Annotated in this window: 16 protein-coding genes; 11 read left to right on the forward strand and 5 right to left on the reverse strand. The window is 70.8% G+C overall.

Annotation, left to right across the window (positions count from 1 at the left end):
- The first annotated feature begins 7 nt into the window (after positions 1-7).
- The 3 genes from AB0M30_RS27305 (at position 8) to AB0M30_RS27315 (ending at position 2,303) form a co-directional block, all read left to right on the forward strand.
- Entirely contained in the window at positions 8-481 is a 474-nt protein-coding gene (locus AB0M30_RS27305) for an HAD domain-containing protein (RefSeq protein ID WP_364588965.1), read from the forward strand.
- 104 nt (positions 482-585) lie between these two features.
- The gene (locus AB0M30_RS27310) at positions 586-1,683 is read left to right on the forward strand and encodes an S-(hydroxymethyl)mycothiol dehydrogenase (protein WP_364588968.1); all 1,098 of its coding nucleotides are present in this window, start codon (positions 586-588) and stop codon (positions 1,681-1,683) included.
- A 65-nt stretch (positions 1,684-1,748) separates the two neighbouring features.
- Positions 1,749-2,303, forward strand: a complete 555-nt coding sequence (locus tag AB0M30_RS27315) for a gamma-glutamylcyclotransferase family protein (RefSeq protein WP_364588971.1) — start codon at positions 1,749-1,751, stop codon at positions 2,301-2,303.
- On the opposite strand, the gene AB0M30_RS27320 is transcribed toward AB0M30_RS27315, so the two are convergent.
- Positions 2,281-3,699, reverse strand: coding sequence for an FAD-binding oxidoreductase (locus AB0M30_RS27320; RefSeq protein WP_364589299.1), 1,419 nt, complete (start codon positions 3,697-3,699; stop codon positions 2,281-2,283). The genes AB0M30_RS27315 and AB0M30_RS27320 overlap by 23 nt on opposite strands.
- Before the next feature lie 298 nt (positions 3,700-3,997).
- On the opposite strand from AB0M30_RS27320, the gene AB0M30_RS27325 reads away from it, so the two are divergent.
- The 6 genes from AB0M30_RS27325 to AB0M30_RS27350 all read left to right on the forward strand — a co-directional run bounded on the left by AB0M30_RS27325 (position 3,998) and on the right by AB0M30_RS27350 (position 9,246).
- The gene (locus tag AB0M30_RS27325) at positions 3,998-4,561 is read left to right on the forward strand and encodes a TetR/AcrR family transcriptional regulator (RefSeq protein ID WP_103337094.1); all 564 of its coding nucleotides are present in this window, start codon (positions 3,998-4,000) and stop codon (positions 4,559-4,561) included.
- Positions 4,558-6,099, forward strand: coding sequence for a glycerol-3-phosphate dehydrogenase/oxidase (locus AB0M30_RS27330; RefSeq protein WP_364588974.1), 1,542 nt, complete (start codon positions 4,558-4,560; stop codon positions 6,097-6,099). Before AB0M30_RS27325 ends, AB0M30_RS27330 begins: the two co-directional genes overlap by 4 nt.
- Before the next feature lie 238 nt (positions 6,100-6,337).
- A complete protein-coding gene (locus AB0M30_RS27335) occupies positions 6,338-6,607 on the forward strand; it encodes a helix-turn-helix transcriptional regulator (protein ID WP_013230147.1) in 270 nt (89 codons plus the stop codon).
- Positions 6,604-7,152, forward strand: coding sequence for a hypothetical protein (locus AB0M30_RS27340; RefSeq protein ID WP_364588977.1), 549 nt, complete (start codon positions 6,604-6,606; stop codon positions 7,150-7,152). Before AB0M30_RS27335 ends, AB0M30_RS27340 begins: the two co-directional genes overlap by 4 nt.
- Positions 7,145-8,059, forward strand: a complete 915-nt coding sequence (locus tag AB0M30_RS27345) for an ATP-binding cassette domain-containing protein (protein ID WP_364588980.1) — start codon at positions 7,145-7,147, stop codon at positions 8,057-8,059. The genes AB0M30_RS27340 and AB0M30_RS27345 overlap by 8 nt, the downstream gene beginning before the upstream one ends.
- Positions 8,056-9,246, forward strand: a complete 1,191-nt coding sequence (locus tag AB0M30_RS27350; protein ID WP_364588983.1) for an ABC transporter permease — start codon at positions 8,056-8,058, stop codon at positions 9,244-9,246. The genes AB0M30_RS27345 and AB0M30_RS27350 overlap by 4 nt, the downstream gene beginning before the upstream one ends.
- Before the next feature lie 321 nt (positions 9,247-9,567).
- On the opposite strand, the gene AB0M30_RS27355 is transcribed toward AB0M30_RS27350, so the two are convergent.
- The 4 genes from AB0M30_RS27355 to AB0M30_RS27370 form a co-directional block, all read right to left on the reverse strand.
- Positions 9,568-10,914: a deoxyribodipyrimidine photo-lyase gene (locus AB0M30_RS27355; protein ID WP_364588986.1), complete on the reverse strand. Its 1,347-nt coding sequence runs from the start codon at positions 10,912-10,914 to the stop codon at positions 9,568-9,570.
- A 126-nt stretch (positions 10,915-11,040) separates the two neighbouring features.
- Positions 11,041-12,357, reverse strand: coding sequence for a citrate synthase (locus AB0M30_RS27360; protein ID WP_103336718.1), 1,317 nt, complete (start codon positions 12,355-12,357; stop codon positions 11,041-11,043).
- A 197-nt stretch (positions 12,358-12,554) separates the two neighbouring features.
- Complete coding sequence (locus AB0M30_RS27365) at positions 12,555-13,496, reverse strand: carbohydrate kinase (protein WP_364588989.1); 942 nt, start codon at positions 13,494-13,496, stop codon at positions 12,555-12,557.
- 41 nt (positions 13,497-13,537) lie between these two features.
- Positions 13,538-14,119, reverse strand: a complete 582-nt coding sequence (locus AB0M30_RS27370; protein ID WP_103336716.1) for a TetR/AcrR family transcriptional regulator — start codon at positions 14,117-14,119, stop codon at positions 13,538-13,540.
- Positions 14,120-14,220: 101 nt separating this feature from the next.
- Here AB0M30_RS27370 and AB0M30_RS27375 point away from each other — a divergent pair, with 101 nt between their 5' ends.
- Both AB0M30_RS27375 and AB0M30_RS27380 read left to right on the forward strand, forming a co-directional pair.
- The gene (locus AB0M30_RS27375; protein WP_364588992.1) at positions 14,221-15,357 is read left to right on the forward strand and encodes an acyl-CoA dehydrogenase family protein; all 1,137 of its coding nucleotides are present in this window, start codon (positions 14,221-14,223) and stop codon (positions 15,355-15,357) included.
- Between the two features lie 49 nt (positions 15,358-15,406).
- Positions 15,407-15,955 (forward strand): Uma2 family endonuclease, encoded by a 549-nt coding sequence (locus AB0M30_RS27380; RefSeq protein WP_364588995.1) that lies wholly within the window; start codon positions 15,407-15,409, stop codon positions 15,953-15,955.
- Positions 15,956-16,073: the final 118 nt, after the last annotated feature.

The raw sequence follows: 16,073 nt of genomic DNA on the forward strand, positions 1-16,073 counted from the left end.
GGAGATCATGCCCCGCCCCCTCCTGTTCCTCGACGTCGACGGCCCGCTGATCCCGTTCGGGCGGAGTTTCGGGGAGTACGACGTCTTCACGGACGCCGACCTGGGCAATCCCTTGCTGTCGCGAGTCGACCCGAGCCTCGGCCCGGCGCTGCTGCGGCTCGGGTGTGACCTCGTCTGGGCCACGACGTGGCTGGCGGACGCCAACGAGTGCGTCGCCCCGCTGCTGGGCCTGCCGCCGCTGCCGGTGCTCGATTTCCCCGACGACGGCATCCCCGGCCTGCACTGGAAGACCGCGGCGATCGTCGAGGCGGCCGCGGGCCGCCCGTTCGCCTGGATCGACGACGAAACCACCGACGCCGACCGGACCTGGGTCGCGGGCCACCACCCGGGGCCGGCCCTGCTGCACACCGTCGAGGCGAGCACGGGCCTCACCGGCCAAGACGTCGCGACCATCGTCGGCTGGCTGACCAAAGTTGCGTAAGACGCAACATGTTGCGCAAAACCTCACTCCTGCGGATGTCGCCATCGCCGCATGATCCGTGATTAGCTGCGGTCGACCAGCAGCGCAGCCGGAAGGTGGTTCGAATGCCGTACGAGGTCCAGGGGGTCGTTTCGCGGGCGAAGGGCGAGCCCGTCTCGCTGGAGACCGTCCTCGTGCCCGATCCCGGTCCCGGCGAGGCCGTCGTGAACGTCCAGGCCTGCGGGGTCTGCCACACCGACCTGCACTACCGCGAAGGCGGCATCAACGACGAATTCCCGTTCCTGCTCGGCCACGAGGCCGCCGGCGTCGTCGAAGCCGTCGGCGAAGGGGTCACCGATCTCGAGCCGGGCGACTACGTCATCCTCAACTGGCGCGCCGTCTGCGGCACCTGCCGGGCCTGCAAGCGCGGCAAGCCGTGGTACTGCTTCTCGACCTTCAACGCCGCCCAGCCGATGACCCTCACCGACGGCACCAAGCTTTCGCCCGCGCTCGGCATCGGCGCCTTCCTCGAGAAGACGCTCGTCCACAGCGGACAGTGCACGAAGGTCGACCGCGAGGCCGAACCCGCGGTCGCCGGGCTGCTCGGCTGCGGGGTCATGGCCGGGCTCGGTGCGGCCATCAACACCGGCGCCGTCACGCGCGGCGACTCGGTCGCCGTCATCGGCTGCGGTGGGGTCGGGGACGCCGCCATCGCCGGCGCGAAGCTGGCCGGCGCCACCACGATCGTCGCGATCGACATGGACGACCGGAAGCTCACCTGGGCGAAGGACTTCGGCGCGACGCACACCGTCAACAGCAAGGGCCTCAGCGAAGAGCAGGTCGTCGAGGCCATGCAGGAGGCCACCAGCGGATTCGGCCCCGACGTCGTCATCGACGCGGTCGGCCGGCCCGAAACCTGGCGGCAGGCCTTCTACGGGCGCGACCTGGCCGGCACGGTCGTGCTCGTCGGCGTGCCGACGCCGGAGATGCGGCTGAACGACCTGCCGCTGATCGACTTCTTCTCGCGCGGCGGCTCGCTCAAGTCGTCCTGGTACGGCGACTGCCTGCCCAGCCGGGACTTCCCGATGCTCGTCGACCTCTACCTGCAGGGCCGGCTGCCGCTCGACAAGTTCGTCACCGAGCGCATCGGCGTCGACGGCGTCGAGCAGGCCTTCGAGCGCATGCACCACGGTGACGTGCTGCGCAGCGTGGTGACGTTCTGACCCTCTTCACCGACGACGAGTACCCGGCCGAGCCCTACCCGGGCACCCGGCCGGGTCACTCGTTCGTGCACGTCGACGGCGTCGGGCACCCCCTGGACACCGCGCCGGACGGCTGGCGCGACCGGATGGCCGTGCTGGCCTACGGTTCCAACGCGAACCCGTCGAAGATCACCTGGCTGCGCGCCCGGCTCGGCCTCGAAGGCCCGGTCGTCGTGGCGCACGCGCGCTGCGCCGGGCTCGCCGCGGTGTGGGCGGCCGGCTTCCGCGTGGTCGACGACCAGCGCCCGGCGACCCTCACCGCGCTGCCGGGCGTCGAAGAGCACGCCATCTGGTTCGTGACGCCGGACCAGCTCGCGGTCCTGGACCGCTGCGAAGGCCGCGGCACCCGCTACCACCTGGCCCGGCTGACCGACCCCGACATCACCCTCGAGGACGGCACGCGCCTGACCGACGTCCACACGTACGTCGGCGCCGCGCCGATCCGCTATCCCCTGCTGGTCGGCGGCGCGCCGGTGCGCACCTCCGACGTCCCGCAGACCGAAGCGGCCCGGCTCGACGGCGTCGCGGCCGACGGCCACGGCGTGCCCTGCGAGGTCGTCACACCAGCTTTCCGGGGTTGAGGATCCCGGTCGGGTCCACCGCGGACTTGGCCGCGCGCAGCACCTCGACCCCCAGCGCACCGATTTCCGCGCTCAGGTAAGGCGCGTGGTCGACGCCGACGGCGTGGTGGTGCGAGATGGTGCCCAGCCCGGCGATCGCCTCGCAGGCCGCCGCCTTCGCGCGCTGCCACTGGCCGACCGGGTCGGCTTCGTCGCGGGCCGTCAGCACCGTGAAGTACAGCGAGGCACCCGTTTCGTAGGCGTGCGAAATGTGGCACATGATGATCGCCTTGCCCAGCGCGGCCGTCAGCGCCGCCCGGACGTCGTCGCGCAGCTCGTCCACATTGGACCAGTACGCGGCCGTCTCGAGCGTCTCGACGCAGATGCCCATGTCCAGCAACGTGTCCCGCTGCCGGGGCCCGGCGAACCGGCCGTGCCGCCACGACTCGCCGAGAGCTTTGCCGACGCGCACGGCACCCGATGCCTTCAATCGCCGGGCCGTCTCACGGCGGCGCAGCGCCACGTCGTGCGCGGTGCCTTCCCAGCCCACGATGAGGAAACACGGCCGTCGCACGCCCCGCGCGGCGAGGTAGCGGCGCAGCGCCGCCGTCTTCACCCCGGCGTTCAGCGCGAGTGACACCTCGGTTTCGTCCACATCGGACAGCCGGGTGACGTCGGCGAGCGCTTGGTGCTGCGCGAGGTCCCGCACCGCTTCGGCGCCGGCCGCCCAGCCCGGCAGCGCGTAGCCCTCGTAACGCCGGACCGGCGGCGCCGGCCGCACCCGCAGCGCGACTTCGGTGATCACGCCGAGCGCGCCCTCGCTGCCGATCGCGAGCTGGCGCAGGTCCGGCCCGGCCGCGGACGCCGGGGCGACTCCGAGCTTCCACGGGCCGCGCGGGGTGGCCAGCCGCACGCCGGTCACCATGTCCTCGAACCGCCCGTAGCCCGAGGACGCCTGGCCGGCCGAGCGCGTCGCCGCGAAGCCGCCGATCGTGGCGCGCTCGAACGACTGCGGGACGTGCCCGAGCGTCAGGCCGTGCCCGGCGAGCAGCCGCTCCGCTTCGGGCCCGCGGACACCGGCCTGCAGGACGGCGATGCGCGACTCGGCGTCCACCGACACCAGCGCGTCGAGCCGGACGAGGTCCAGCGCGATCACCGACGTCTTTTCGCCGCGCAGTGCGGCGACCCCGCCGACCACCGACGTTCCGCCACCGAAGGGCACCACTCCGACGTCGTGCCGGACGCAGACGTCGAGGACCGCCTGGACCTCGTCGGGGTCGGCGGGAAGCACGACCGCGTCGGGCACCGGGAACTCCGCAGACGGCGCACGGCGCCGCAGCAGGTCGAGGTAGGACAGTCCGGTCGCCCGCGCCAGCCGGGCCGCGGCGTCGACCAGCACGTTCTCCGCGCCGACCACTTCCGCAAGCGCTTCCCCAGCAGGTTTCGCCAGTTTCGGTGACGGTATTTCCACCGGCAAATCGTCTGCTGGAGCAGCACTGGGGGCCGTCTGGCCGATACGCTGTTCAAGCCACTTGGCCGCTCGCGCGGGCAGCGGGGCGGCGCCGGCGGCTTCCTCGGTCCAGGACCGGCGGAGGCGGTGGTCAATGAGAGCGTTCACGACTACAGTGTGACACATGGACGTAAAACGTCACACCACGCAGACGGCAGGTTCCTCCGCGCTCGCGGACACCCGCAACCGCCAGACGGCGACGCGGGTGGCCGATGACGTGCTGCTCGACGCCGCGCGCTCGTGCGTGCTGGCCGTCGGTGTGCGCCGCACCACACTCGCCGAAATCGCCCGCACCGCCCGCGTCAGCCGGATGACGGTCTACCGCCGCTTCCCCGACGTCCGCAGCGTGCTCGCCGCCCTGATGACCCGCGAGTTCAGCGGGTTGCTGCGCACGGCGAGCGAAGGCGGCGCGGATGCCGCGCACAGCCGCGACCGGCTCGTGCTCATCGCCGCGGCCGGTGTCCGCGCGCTGTCGACCGACCCGCTGTTCCGCACCCTGCTCGACGTCGACCCCGAGCTCGTCCTCCCGTACATCGTGGAGCGGCTCGGCGCGACGCAGAAGTTCGCCGAGCAGGCGCTGCACGCCCTGCTGGAGGCCGGCCACCAGGACGGCTCGATCCGGCGGGCGCCGGTCGCGGTGCAGTCCCGTTCGGTGCTGCTGGTGGTGCAGTCGTTCGCGTTCTCCCTGCGGCCGGCCACCGTGGACGTCGACGAGGTGGCGCTGATGGCCGAGTTCACCCACGTGCTCGACGCGGCTTTGCGGCCATGACGTCCGGCTCGCTCAACGCGCGGCGCCGCGAACGCGAGCTCGCGGAGCTGGCGTCGGGCGAGCGCGTCGACGTCGTCGTGGTCGGCGGCGGCGTCACCGGCACGGGTATCGCACTGGACGCGGCTTCGCGGGGCCTGTCGGTCGCGCTGGTGGAGGCGCACGACTTGGCGTTCGGGACGTCGCGCTGGTCGTCGAAGCTGGTCCACGGGGGCCTGCGATACCTGGCGCACGGCGAACTCGGCTTGGCGCACGAAAGCGCGGTGGAGCGCGGGATCATGATGACGCGCACGGCACCGCACCTCACCCGCGCGATGCCGCAGCTGTTTCCGTGGTACCCCAGCACTTCCCGCGCGCAGGAGCGGGTGGTCGCGGCCGGCTTGCGCGCCGGGGACGTGCTGCGCCGGGCCGCGCGCACGCCGTCGTCGGTGCTGCCGCGGCCGCGGGCGATCCCGGCGCCGCTGGCGTTGGCCTTGGCGCCGGGCCTGTCCCCCGACGGCTTGCGCGGCGCCTGGCTGGCCTACGACGGCGCGTTGGTCGACGACGCGCGGCTGGTGGTTTCCCTCGCCCGGACGGCGGCATCGTTCGGTGCGCGCATCCTCACGCGGCTGTCGGCCATTACGCTTGCCGCGGACCGCGTTCAAGTGCGCGACGGTCTTTCGGGTTCCACAATGGACATCCACGCCCGGCAGGTGATCAACGCGACGGGGGTGTGGGCGGGAACGCTGACGGGTTCGGTGCGGCTGCGGCCATCGCTCGGTTCACACCTGGTACTGGCGCCGGGGACGGTGCCGATGGGGACGACATCGGTGAACATCGGCGTCCCCGGGGAGACCAACCGGTTCGTCTTCCTACTCCCCCAGCCGGACGGCCGGGTCTACCTGGGACTCACCGATGAGCCCGTCTCGGGCCCGATCCCGTCCGTGCCAGTGGTTCCCGAGTCCGATGTGGACTTCTTGTTGTCGCTGGCTTCCTCGGTGCTCGCCCGGCCGCTGACCCGGGCGGACGTGGCCGGGTCTTATGCGGGGCTGCGTCCCCTGGTCGAGGGGACGAGCGGCCGGTCGGCGGATCTTTCCCGCAAGCACGCGGTCCTGGCCGGACCGGACGGGCTGTTGACCGTGGTGGGCGGCAAGCTGACGACGTACCGCCGGATGGCCGAGGACGCGGTCGACGCGGCGGTCCGCCTCGCCGGGCTCCCGGCGACCCCGTGCCGAACGGCCCGGTTGCCGTTGCTGGGAGCCGCTCCCCGATCAGAGCTGTCCTTTGTGGACGCGGCGCCCCGCCTGGTGGCCCGGTACGGCACGGAGGCCTCCCGCGTGGCGGCGCTGGGCGAGGTGGACGCGGAGTTCGCGGCCCCGGTGGCCCCGGGAACGGAGATCACGGCGGCCGAGGTGGTGTGGGCGGTCCGGAACGAGGGAGCGTTGGACGTCGAGGACGTACTGGAGCGCCGGACGCGGCTGTCGTTGATCCCGTCGGACGCCGAGGCGGCGCGGGCGCGAGTGGCGGAACTTGTCGACAAGTCGCTAGCCGGACTGGCCTGACGTCGGCAGCACAGCTCCCCGCCGACACAGCTCCCCGCCGACACAGCTCCCCGCCGACACAGCTCCCCGCCCTCCCTAGGGGGCCGTGCCCAAGTCCAGTCTATCGGCCCCCACCGACAAAACCGCCGCTCAGCCGCCCGCCCCACCCACTCATCCACAACCCACCACCCATGTGCACAACCGGACTTGATGTTCTCTTGAGTTGACGTCCCGTTGGGTTTTTGCAACAGTTAGTGCCATGAGTCCGGTCAGACGCGGCAAAGAGCTGCCGATCTACAACCGGCTTCCCGTGCTCCGGGCGGAGCGCGGGATGACCCGAGCCACGCTTGCCGGTGCCGTCGATGTCAACCCGCAGACCATCGGCGCGCTCGAGCGGGGTGACCACTATCCGAGCCTGGATCTGGCGTTCCGGATCTGCGCGGTGTTCGACCTGCCCGTCGAGGCGGTCTTCAGCCGCGAGCCGTTCACGCCGCTTTCCACCCAGGTCTATCGCGAGGGGGGAGCATGACCGAGCAGCCGGGCCGCCTCGCGGCTTACTGGGAACGCCAGCTCGACAAGCTCGAGGCAGCCGAACGAAAACGGGCCCGGCACCTGCCCGGCTGGCGCACCCGGAAGCACCGCCGGACGCTCGTCGCCATCTTGGTCGTCGCCGATCTGATCATGATCGCCGGCGCGACGCGGTTCAAGGTGGCGCCGGAATGGGTCTTTCCGGCCTTGTGGCTGAGCGGGCTCGTCATCGGCGGTTCCGCGTTCCTGACGCTGCGCATCCTGACCGGGCGGATGACCAACAGCTTTTCGCGCCTGCTGGACGAACGCGAGCGCGAGTGGCGCCACCGCGTCACCTACATCGGCTACCAGGCGCTCAGCTACCTGATGGTGATCGCCCTGCTGTACAGCCTGTTCATCGCCGAAACCGAAAACGGCGGCGTCCGCGGCGCGATGATGCTGTCCGCGCTGCTGGTCACCGGCACCACCATCCCGGCCATCGTGCTGGGCTGGTCACTGCCGGACGACGACCCCGAAGACTTCGAGGAGGGGATGGGGAATGCCTGAGGGGACACTGGAGATCGACCGGATCTCCAAGCGCTACGGCGCCAAGGTCGCGCTGGACGGCGTCTCGTTCGACGTCCACGCCGGCGAGCTGTTCGGCTTCGTCGGCAGCAACGGCGCCGGCAAGACCACCACCATGCGGATCGCGCTGGGCGTGCTGGCCGCCGACGGCGGTGAAGTCCGCTTCGACGACCGGCCGGTCACGCACGAAACCCGCACGCACATCGGCTACATGCCGGAAGAACGCGGGCTGTACCCGAAGATGAAGGTGCTCGACCAGCTCGTCTACCTGGCCGAGCTGCACGGGCTCAGCACCGGCGAGGCCCACCGCAACGCCGAGAACTGGATCACCCGGCTCGGGCTGGCCGAGCGCCGCAAGGACGAGGTGCAGAAGCTCAGCCTCGGCAACCAGCAGCGCGTCCAGCTGGCCGCCGCGCTGGTGCACGACCCCGCGGTGCTGGTGCTCGACGAGCCGTTCTCCGGCCTCGACCCGCTCGCCGTCGACGTGATGAGCGGCGTCCTGCGGGAGAAGGCCGCCGCGGGGGTGCCGGTCGTGTTCTCCAGCCACCAGCTCGACCTCGTCGAGCGGCTGTGCGACCGGGTCGGGATCATCCGCAGCGGCCGGATGGTCGCCGTCGGCACGGTCGACGAGCTGACCTCGGGCGCGCGCAGCAAGCTCGTCGTGACGGCGCCCGCCGCGAGCAACGGCTGGGCCGCGAACCTGCCCGGCGTGCGCGTGCTGGAACACCACGGCACCACCACCGTCCTCGACCTCGAACCGGGCGCGGACGACCAGGCCGTGCTCGCCGCCGCGCTGGCGACCGGGCCGGTCACCGAGTTCAGCCGCCGTCGCCGTTCGCTCACCGAGCTGTTCCGCGACGCCGTGTCCGAGAAGGGGGAACCGCGATGAGGACGTTGAGTGGCCGCCGCGCCGTCTGGCTCGTGATGAAGCGCGAGCTGAACACCCGGCTGCGCACGCGGTCGTTCGTCGTCGGCACCGGCGTACTGCTGGTGCTGCTGCTGGGGTACGTCCTCTTCCAGACGTCGCTGGCCGGTTCGTCGGACAAGAAGACCGTCGGGCTGACCGGCCAGGCGATCGGGATCGCCCGCCAGCTGCAGACCGAAGCGGCGCTTTCCGGCCGTGAGATCAGCACGGTCGTCGTCACCGACGCGGCGGAAGGCCGGAAGAAGGTCGAAGACGGCGACGTCGACGCGCTCGTCTCGGGCAGCGCGGCGCAGCTGACCGCCACCTACAAGTCCTCTTTGGACAGCGGATTGCGCCGGGTGCTCGACCAGGTCGCCCAGCAGCAGGTGCTCGACGGCGTGCTGTCGTCCGCGCAGCTGGAACCGGCCGAGGTGATGGCCAGGGTCAACGGCACCCACGTCCAGGACGACGCCCTCTCGCCGGAGCCGGCCGACCAGACGCAGCGGCTGGTCGTCGGGCTGGTCGTGGCGTTCCTGCTGTACATGAGCATCATCACCTACGGGATGATGGTCGCGCAGGGCGTCGTCGAGGAGAAGTCGAGCCGGGTCGTGGAGATCCTGCTCGCCAGCGTGCGGCCGTGGCAGCTGTTGCTGGGCAAGGTGATCGGGCTCGGCCTGGTCGGCCTGACCCAGCTGGTCATCCTCGCGGTGGTCGGGCTGGGCGCCGCGGCGGCGACCGGCGTGTTCACCCTGTCCGGCTTCGCGACGGGCGCGGTGCTGTGGGGCCTGCTCTGGTACCTGCTGGGCTTCCTGTTGTACGCCACCATCTACGGCGCGCTGGGGTCGCTGGTGTCGCGGCAGGAGGACACCCAGTCGGTGGTCGGGCCGCTCAACATCATCCTGGTCGTCGGGTTCATCGCCGGCTTCAACCTGCTGGTCCAGGACCCGGCGAGCTCGGCGACGAAGATCGTCTCGCTGATCCCTCTGCTGTCGCCGATCCTGATGCCGGCCCGCATCTCGACGGGCGCGGCGGCGGGCTGGGAGATCGGGCTGTCGCTGGCGCTGACGATCGCGCTCGTCGCCCTGCTGACCTGGATCGGCGGGAAGATCTACGGCAACAGCGTGCTGCGGATCGGCAGCCGGATCAAGCTGTCGGAAGCCCTGCGTGGCTGAGGTGCGGGCGGCGGGGCCCGGCGACGTGAGCGCGATCCACCGGTTCGGCGAAGCTCACGTCGGGGCCCACTACGCCCCGCTGATCGGTACGTGCACCCCGAGCAGCGCGGCCAACGCACAGGCCGGCGCTCTGACCGCCGAAACTGTCGGACCCCTGCGGTAACGTGAAATCAGGGGGCCCCCTGGGGGGACCTCCTGTTGGACGAGCAAAGATTCGGCAGCGCCTCTTCTACGAGCGGGAGGGCTTCGCCGTCGACCGGATCGAGCCGAGCTCCACCGGTGATCCCGCGCTCGCGGTCGTGTGGCGGGTCAAGCCGCTGATCACGACGTGATCTTGCCGTACCGCTCCAAGGAGACCTGGCGCTCGTGGGCGTGGTCGACCATGGGTTCCGGGTACTCCCCGGGGCGGTCCTTCAGCTTGTGCACCGCCTTGCCCGCCACGGAACGCAGCTCCGGCACGTACTTGCGCACGTAGTCGCCGGCCGGATCGAACTTCTCGCCCTGGGTCGTCGGGTTGAAGATGCGGAAGTACGGCGCCGCATCCGTGCCGCAGCCCGCGACCCACTGCCAGTTCAGCTGGTTCGACGCCAGGTCGCCGTCCACCAGGTGCTTCATGAAGTGGCGGGCGCCCAGCCACCACGGCAGGTGCAGGTCCTTCACCAGGAAGCTCGCGACGACCATCCGCACCCGGTTGTGCATCCAGCCCTCGGCCAGCAGCTGCCGCATCCCGGCGTCCACGATCGGGTAACCGGTGCGGCCCGCGCACCACCGCTCGAAGGCCTCGCGGTCGTCGTCGTACTTCATCCCGTCGAAGCGCCGGTCGTAGTTCTCGCGCGCCGTTTCCGGGCGGTGCCACAGGACGTCGGCGTGGAATTCGCGCCAGCAGATCTCGCTGCGCAACGACTTCGCGCCGACGCGGTCGTCGCCGTCGAGGTCCGCCAAGATCGTCCGCGGGTGGATGCACCCCCAGCGCAGGTACGGCGAAAGCCGGGTGGTGCCTTCGCGGTCCGGGCGGTCGCGATCCTCGTCGTAGGTCTCGACGCCGTCGTCCAGGAATTCGTGCCAGACGTCGAGCGCGGCCTGCTCGCCGGGTTCGGGCAGCGTCGCCGAAACCGCGGGCGCCTTCGGGATCTTCAGCGACCGCGGCGGTTCCACCCAGTCCACAAGGGATGGTCCGGTGTCGGCGGGCGAGTGCCACCCGCGCGCGGTCCACGCCCGGTAAAAGGGAGTGAAGACGCGGTAGGGATCGCCGTCCGGCTTGGTGACGCGGCCCGGCGTCACGGCGTACGGCGAGCCCGTCTCGACCCACTCGATGTCGTGCTCCGCCAACGCTTCCGCCACCGAAGCGTCCCGGCGGCGGCCGTAGGGCCCGGTATCGGCGCTGACGTGCACCGCGGCCGCGCCGATCTTCTTCGCGGCATTCACGACCTCGGCCGCCGGTTCGCCGCGGACCAGCATCAGCCGGCCGCCGAGCTGCTCGTCCAGCTTCTCCAGGCAGCCGTACATGAAGGCCTCACGGGCGGCGCCGGACGGCTTGAGGAGCGCCTCGTCGAGGACGTACAGCGCGAGCACGTGCTTGCTGTGCTTCGACGCCTCCAGCAGCGCGGCGTGGTCGCCCAGCCGCAGGTCACGGCGGAACCATAGGACGACCGGGGCTTCTCGAGTCACGCCGGTAAACGTAAACGTCCCGCCGTGCGAATGCACGGCGGGACGTTGTTTCATCCGGGGCTTCGCCCCGGGCCGGGGGCTCCGCCACCCGGAACCCCCGGAAAAACCCCGTGCGCGTGAAACGAATCAGCGCTCCGACATCGGGGTGTAGTCCCGCGAAGCGTGGCCGGTGTAGATCTGCCGCGGGCGGCCGATCTTGGTGGCCGGGTCGTTGATCATCTCGCGCCAGTGCGCGATCCAGCCCGGGAGCCGGCCGAGCGCGAACAGCACCGTGAAGAACTTCGTCGGGAAGCCCAGCGCCCGGTAGATCAGGCCGGTGTAGAAGTCCACGTTCGGGTACAGCTTGCGCTCGATGAAGTAGTCGTCCGAAAGGGCGGTCTCTTCGAGCTTCTTGGCGATCTCCAGCAGCTGGTCGCCGCCCTTGAGCTTGCCGAGGATCTCGTCCGCGGTGTTCTTGATGATCTTCGCGCGCGGGTCGTAGTTCTTGTAGACCCGGTGCCCGAAGCCCATCAGCTTCACGCCCTTTTCCTTGTTCTTCACCCGCTCGACGAACTTGGCGACGTCGCCGCCGTCGTTCTTGATACCCTCGAGCATGTCGAGCACCGCGGCGTTCGCGCCGCCGTGCAGCGGGCCGAACAGCGCGTTGATGCCCGCCGAAATCGAGGCGAACAGGTTCGCCTCGGACGAGCCGACCAGGCGCACGGTCGAGGTCGAGCAGTTCTGCTCGTGGTCGGCGTGCAGGATGAACAGCAGGTCGAGCGCCTTCGCGACGTCCGGGTCGACCTCGTACGGCTCGGCCGGGAAGCCGAACGTCATCCGCAGGAAGTTCTCGACCAGGCCGAGCGAGTTGTCCGGGTACAGCAGCGGCTGGCCCACGGACTTCTTGTACGCGTAGGCGGCCAGCGTCGGCACCTTGGCGAGCAGCCGGATCGTGGACAGCTCCACGTTCGGCTCGTCGAACGGGTCGAGCGAGTCCTGGTAGAACGTCGACAGCGCCGACACCGCACTGGACAGGACCGGCATCGGGTGCGCGTCGCGCGGGAAGCCGCTGAAGAACGCCTTGAGGTCTTCGTGCAGCAGCGTGTGCCGCTGGATCTTCCCGGTGAAGTCGGCCAGCTGGGTCTCGGTCGGCAGCTCGCCGTAGATCAGCAGGTAGGAGACCTCGACGAAGGTCGACTTCTCGGCCAGCTGCTCGATCGGGTACCCGCGGTAGCGGAGGATGCCGGCGTCACCGTCGATGTAGGCGATGGCGGACGACGCGGCACCGGTGTTGACGAAACCGGGGTCGTAGGTGATGTACCCCGTCTGCGCCAGCAGCTTGCCCAGTTCGATCCCCGGCGCGCCTTCGACCGGGTGGACGATCTTGAACTCGTGCTCGCCACTCGGCAGGGTCAGCTTCGCGGTTTCTCCGCCGGACTGCCCCGCAGTCGTCGCGTCGGACATGCAAGTCCCTCTCACGTTGGGCACGGGCCGGCGGCGCCTGTACGTTCCACAGGTAGCCACGTGTTCACGCGAGGAAACACTGGCGCCTCGCTGCACACCGCCCCGCTGGGGTATGAAGAATGCCCCTCTACGCTAGTCGAGAAACCCGCCTTCGCGCAGCGGTGACGTTGCTCCTGGGGGCCCCTTTGGGACCAGGTTCACACGGTGGCCGCCATGTCGGCGGACGTGGGCGGTTCGGCGCCGCTGCGGGAGACCGTGATCGACGCCGCTTTCGCCGCGAACTCCAGCGCCTCGCGCCACGCGCCGGCGTCGAGGGAGGCCAGGTCGGTGGCCTGGCGGGTGTGCAGCCAGGCCAGCAGCGCACCGTGCACGGTGTCGCCCGCGCCGATGGTGTCGACGACGGTGACTTTTCGCGACGGCACGTGGGCCAGCTCACCTGCGGCGGTGATCACCGAGAGCCCGTCGGCCCCCCGGGTGAGCACCACGGCGTCCACACCGGACTCGATCCACGTCTTCGCGGCGGCGACCGGATCGGCGCCTTCGGTGAGCCACGCGGCGTCGTCGTCGGAGATCTTCAGCAGCCGGACGTCCGGCAGCCAGGACGCGAACCGGGCCCGGTAGGCGGCCGGGTCGGTGATGAGCGCCTCGCGGATGTTGGGGTCGAGGACGGTCAGCACGCCGCGGGCCGCTTCGCGCCGCAGCATCGCCTCGTACGCCGAGGCGCCGGGCTCGAGGACCATGCCGAGCGTGCCGAGTGAGAGCGCTGTCACAGCGTCGGCCAGCGGACCCGGATCCGCGACCAGCCGGTCGGCGGTGCCCTCGACGTAGAAGCTGTAGCGCGCGGCCCCCTTCGCGTCGAGCGCCACGACGGCCAGCGTCGTCGGCTCGTCGCCGCGCTGCAGCAGCGAGGTGTCGACGGCGGAGGCGTGCAGCCGCTCGACCATCGCTTCGCCGAAGCGGTCGGTGGACACGCGGGAGAGGAACGCCGCCGGCACCCCGAGCCGGCCGGCGGCCAGCGCGACGTTGTACGGCCCACCGCCCAGCCGGGGCAGCAGCGCGCGCAACCCACCGTCCACTGTGGAATCCAGGGGGTCGCCGGGAACCAGGTCGACCAGAGCTTCTCCGCCTACGACGATCACGACGGCAGTTTAATTGACTCCGGCCTGACAATTCCTGTCCGCTATTTGTTCAAGCCGCCGAGCAGCAGCTCACCCAAAGCGGTGAACGCGTCGGCGTCGGACACGTCGGTCCGCTGGGCGAGCACGCCGGTCTGGATGCCCTCGATGATCAGCCCGGTCATCTCGGCCACCAGCCGGGCGTGGACGTCGCGGAACACCCCGTCGGCGACACCCTTGTCGATGAACTGCCGGAGCCGGTTCGCGGCGAACCGGCTGTTGAGCTGGTAGGCCTCCCGGGCCGGGCCGAATTCGGCGAGGTCACGCATGAAGGCCGCCGACGCCCGGTTGAGGTGCTCGGCCACCCCGGCCAGGTACTCGCCGATGAGCTTGCGGGCGTCGTCGATCCCGGCGATGCGCTCCTCGATCCGCTCCGCGGCGCCCCGGAAGAACCGGGTGACGACCTTGACGGCGAGCTGCTCCTTGCTGGGCGCGAGCGCGTAGAGCGTCGACTTCGAGCAGCGCAGGCGGCCGGCGAGGTCGTCCAGCGTGAAGACGGCGAAGCCCTCGGCCAGGAACAACGCCTCGAGATCGCCGAGCAGCGCCTGCTGGCGGGCGGTCGGCCGTCGGCGGGGTTCGGGGCGCATCGGCTCACTATCTCCTACGTCTTCCGGCCACCCCAGGCCTGTCGTACTGTACTCTGGATTGACCCACAGTACTGTTTTCAGTACCGCTTTGGAGGACAACGATGCCCGCCGAACGCCTGCTGCCTTCATCGGAAGCCGAGGATCTGGTCGCTTTGGCGACGGAGATCGCGCGCGACGAGCTCGCGCCTCGCGCGGCAGCGGCCGAGGAAGCCGAGCAGTTCCCCCGCGAGCAGTTCCGGTTGCTCGGCAAGTCCGGGCTGCTGGGCCTGCCCTACAGCGAACGCTGGGGCGGCGGCGACGTGCCGTACGAGGTCTACCTCCAGGTCCTGGAGGAGATCGCGACGGCGTGGATGACTGTCGGCGTCGGGCTGTCGGTGCACACGATGTCCTGCTACGCGCTCACGCAGTACGGCACCGACGAGCAGCGCGACCGGTGGCTCCCGGACATGCTCGAAGGCTCGCTCCTGGGCGCGTACGCGCTGTCCGAGACGCAGGCGGGCTCGGACGCGGCGGCGCTGTCGACGCGCGCGCGTCTCGACGGCTCGGACTACGTCGTCGACGGGACCAAGGCGTGGATCACCCACGCGGGGGTGGCGGACTTCTACACGACGATGGTCCGCACGGGCCCGGACGAGATCTCCTGCCTGCTGGTCGACGGAGCCACCGAAGGCCTGTCGGCGGCTCCGCGCGAACGGAAGATGGGCCTGACCGGCTCGCCGACCGCCCAGATGATCTTCGACGGCGCCCGGGTCCCGGCCGAGCGGCTCCTGGGCGCCCCGGGTGCCGGGCTGCGCATCGCGCTGTCGTCGCTGAGCTCGGGCCGGCTCGGGATCGCGGCGTGCGCGGTGGGCCTGGCCCAGGCGGCGCTGGACGAAGCGGTGGCGTACGCGAAGGGGCGCTCGCAGTTCGGCCGCCCGATCATCGACTTCCAGGGCGTCGAGTTCCTGCTGGCGGACATGGCCGCGACGGTGGAGGCGTCCCGGGCGCTGTACCTGGACGCGGCCCGGCGCCGTGACCGCGGGATGCCCTTCAACCGGCAGGCGTCGATCGCCAAGCTGGTGGCGACCGACGGCGCGATGAAGGTGACGACGGACGCCGTCCAGGTCCTCGGCGGCGCCGGGTACACGCGGGACTTCCCGGTGGAGCGGTACATGCGGGAGGCGAAGGTGCCGCAGATCTTCGAAGGGACCAACCAGATCCAGCGGGTCGTCATCGCGCGGGAACTGAAGAACGCGTAGCCCGATCCAGCGACCCGTGTCGCGCGCTGGGGACGGATACCGTGGTGGCATGCCCGGTCATCTGCTGACCATCGCGGAATACGCGGCGCTCGACGGCACCGGTTTCACGGAGCTGGTGGAGGGCCGCGTGGTGACTTCGCCCGGCTCCGGCCGGAGCCACGACGTGGCCGTCTGCCTGCTGGCCGGCCAGCTCGAACGGCAGCTGCCGCGCGGGCTCGCCTTCGTCGTCCGCAACGACCTCGACCTGTGCTTGGCACCGGAGGGCGAACCCGGCTTCGCCCGCCGGCCGGACCTGCTGGTCGTCGGCCGCGCCGCGCTCGCCCGCGGCAACGGCCTGTTCCGGGCCGACGAGGTGCTCATCGTCGTCGAAATCGTGGCACCGGACTCGAAGCGCACCGACTACCAGGTGAAGCACGACGAGTACGCCGACGCCGGGATCCCGCACTACTGGATCGTCGACACCGCCGAGCCGGTCTCGCTCGTCGCCTGCCACCGAGGCGGAGAATCGGGCTACGCCGACGCGCCGGCGGTCACCGGCACCTTCACGACGGACGTCCCGTTCCCGGTCGTGATCGACCTGGCCGCGCTGCTCGGCTGATCCGCCCGGGAGCCGAAGACCGCGTGGGCGCGGCTCACCGCAGCGGAACGCGCATCGCCGCCGACACGGACCTGCTCGCACACACTGAGCAACGTCCCCCGGTCAGCTCGGCGCGGCT

This window comes from Amycolatopsis sp. NPDC051716 (assembly GCF_040681595.1).
Taxonomy (GTDB): Bacteria; Actinomycetota; Actinomycetes; order Mycobacteriales; family Pseudonocardiaceae; genus Amycolatopsis.

Coding starts and splice junctions, on each gene's coding strand:
- AB0M30_RS27375 (WP_364588992.1), top strand. CDS start 14,221: ATGCCCGCCGAACGCCTGCTGCCTTCATCGGAAGCCGAGGATCTGGTC.
- AB0M30_RS27350 (WP_364588983.1), top strand. CDS start 8,056: ATGAGGACGTTGAGTGGCCGCCGCGCCGTCTGGCTCGTGATGAAGCGC.
- AB0M30_RS27305 (WP_364588965.1), top strand. CDS start 8: ATGCCCCGCCCCCTCCTGTTCCTCGACGTCGACGGCCCGCTGATCCCG.
- AB0M30_RS27330 (WP_364588974.1), top strand. CDS start 4,558: ATGACGTCCGGCTCGCTCAACGCGCGGCGCCGCGAACGCGAGCTCGCG.
- AB0M30_RS27360 (WP_103336718.1), bottom strand. CDS start 12,357: ATGTCCGACGCGACGACTGCGGGGCAGTCCGGCGGAGAAACCGCGAAG.
- AB0M30_RS27340 (WP_364588977.1), top strand. CDS start 6,604: ATGACCGAGCAGCCGGGCCGCCTCGCGGCTTACTGGGAACGCCAGCTC.
- AB0M30_RS27380 (WP_364588995.1), top strand. CDS start 15,407: ATGCCCGGTCATCTGCTGACCATCGCGGAATACGCGGCGCTCGACGGC.
- AB0M30_RS27370 (WP_103336716.1), bottom strand. CDS start 14,119: ATGCGCCCCGAACCCCGCCGACGGCCGACCGCCCGCCAGCAGGCGCTG.
- AB0M30_RS27345 (WP_364588980.1), top strand. CDS start 7,145: ATGCCTGAGGGGACACTGGAGATCGACCGGATCTCCAAGCGCTACGGC.
- AB0M30_RS27335 (WP_013230147.1), top strand. CDS start 6,338: ATGAGTCCGGTCAGACGCGGCAAAGAGCTGCCGATCTACAACCGGCTT.
- AB0M30_RS27310 (WP_364588968.1), top strand. CDS start 586: ATGCCGTACGAGGTCCAGGGGGTCGTTTCGCGGGCGAAGGGCGAGCCC.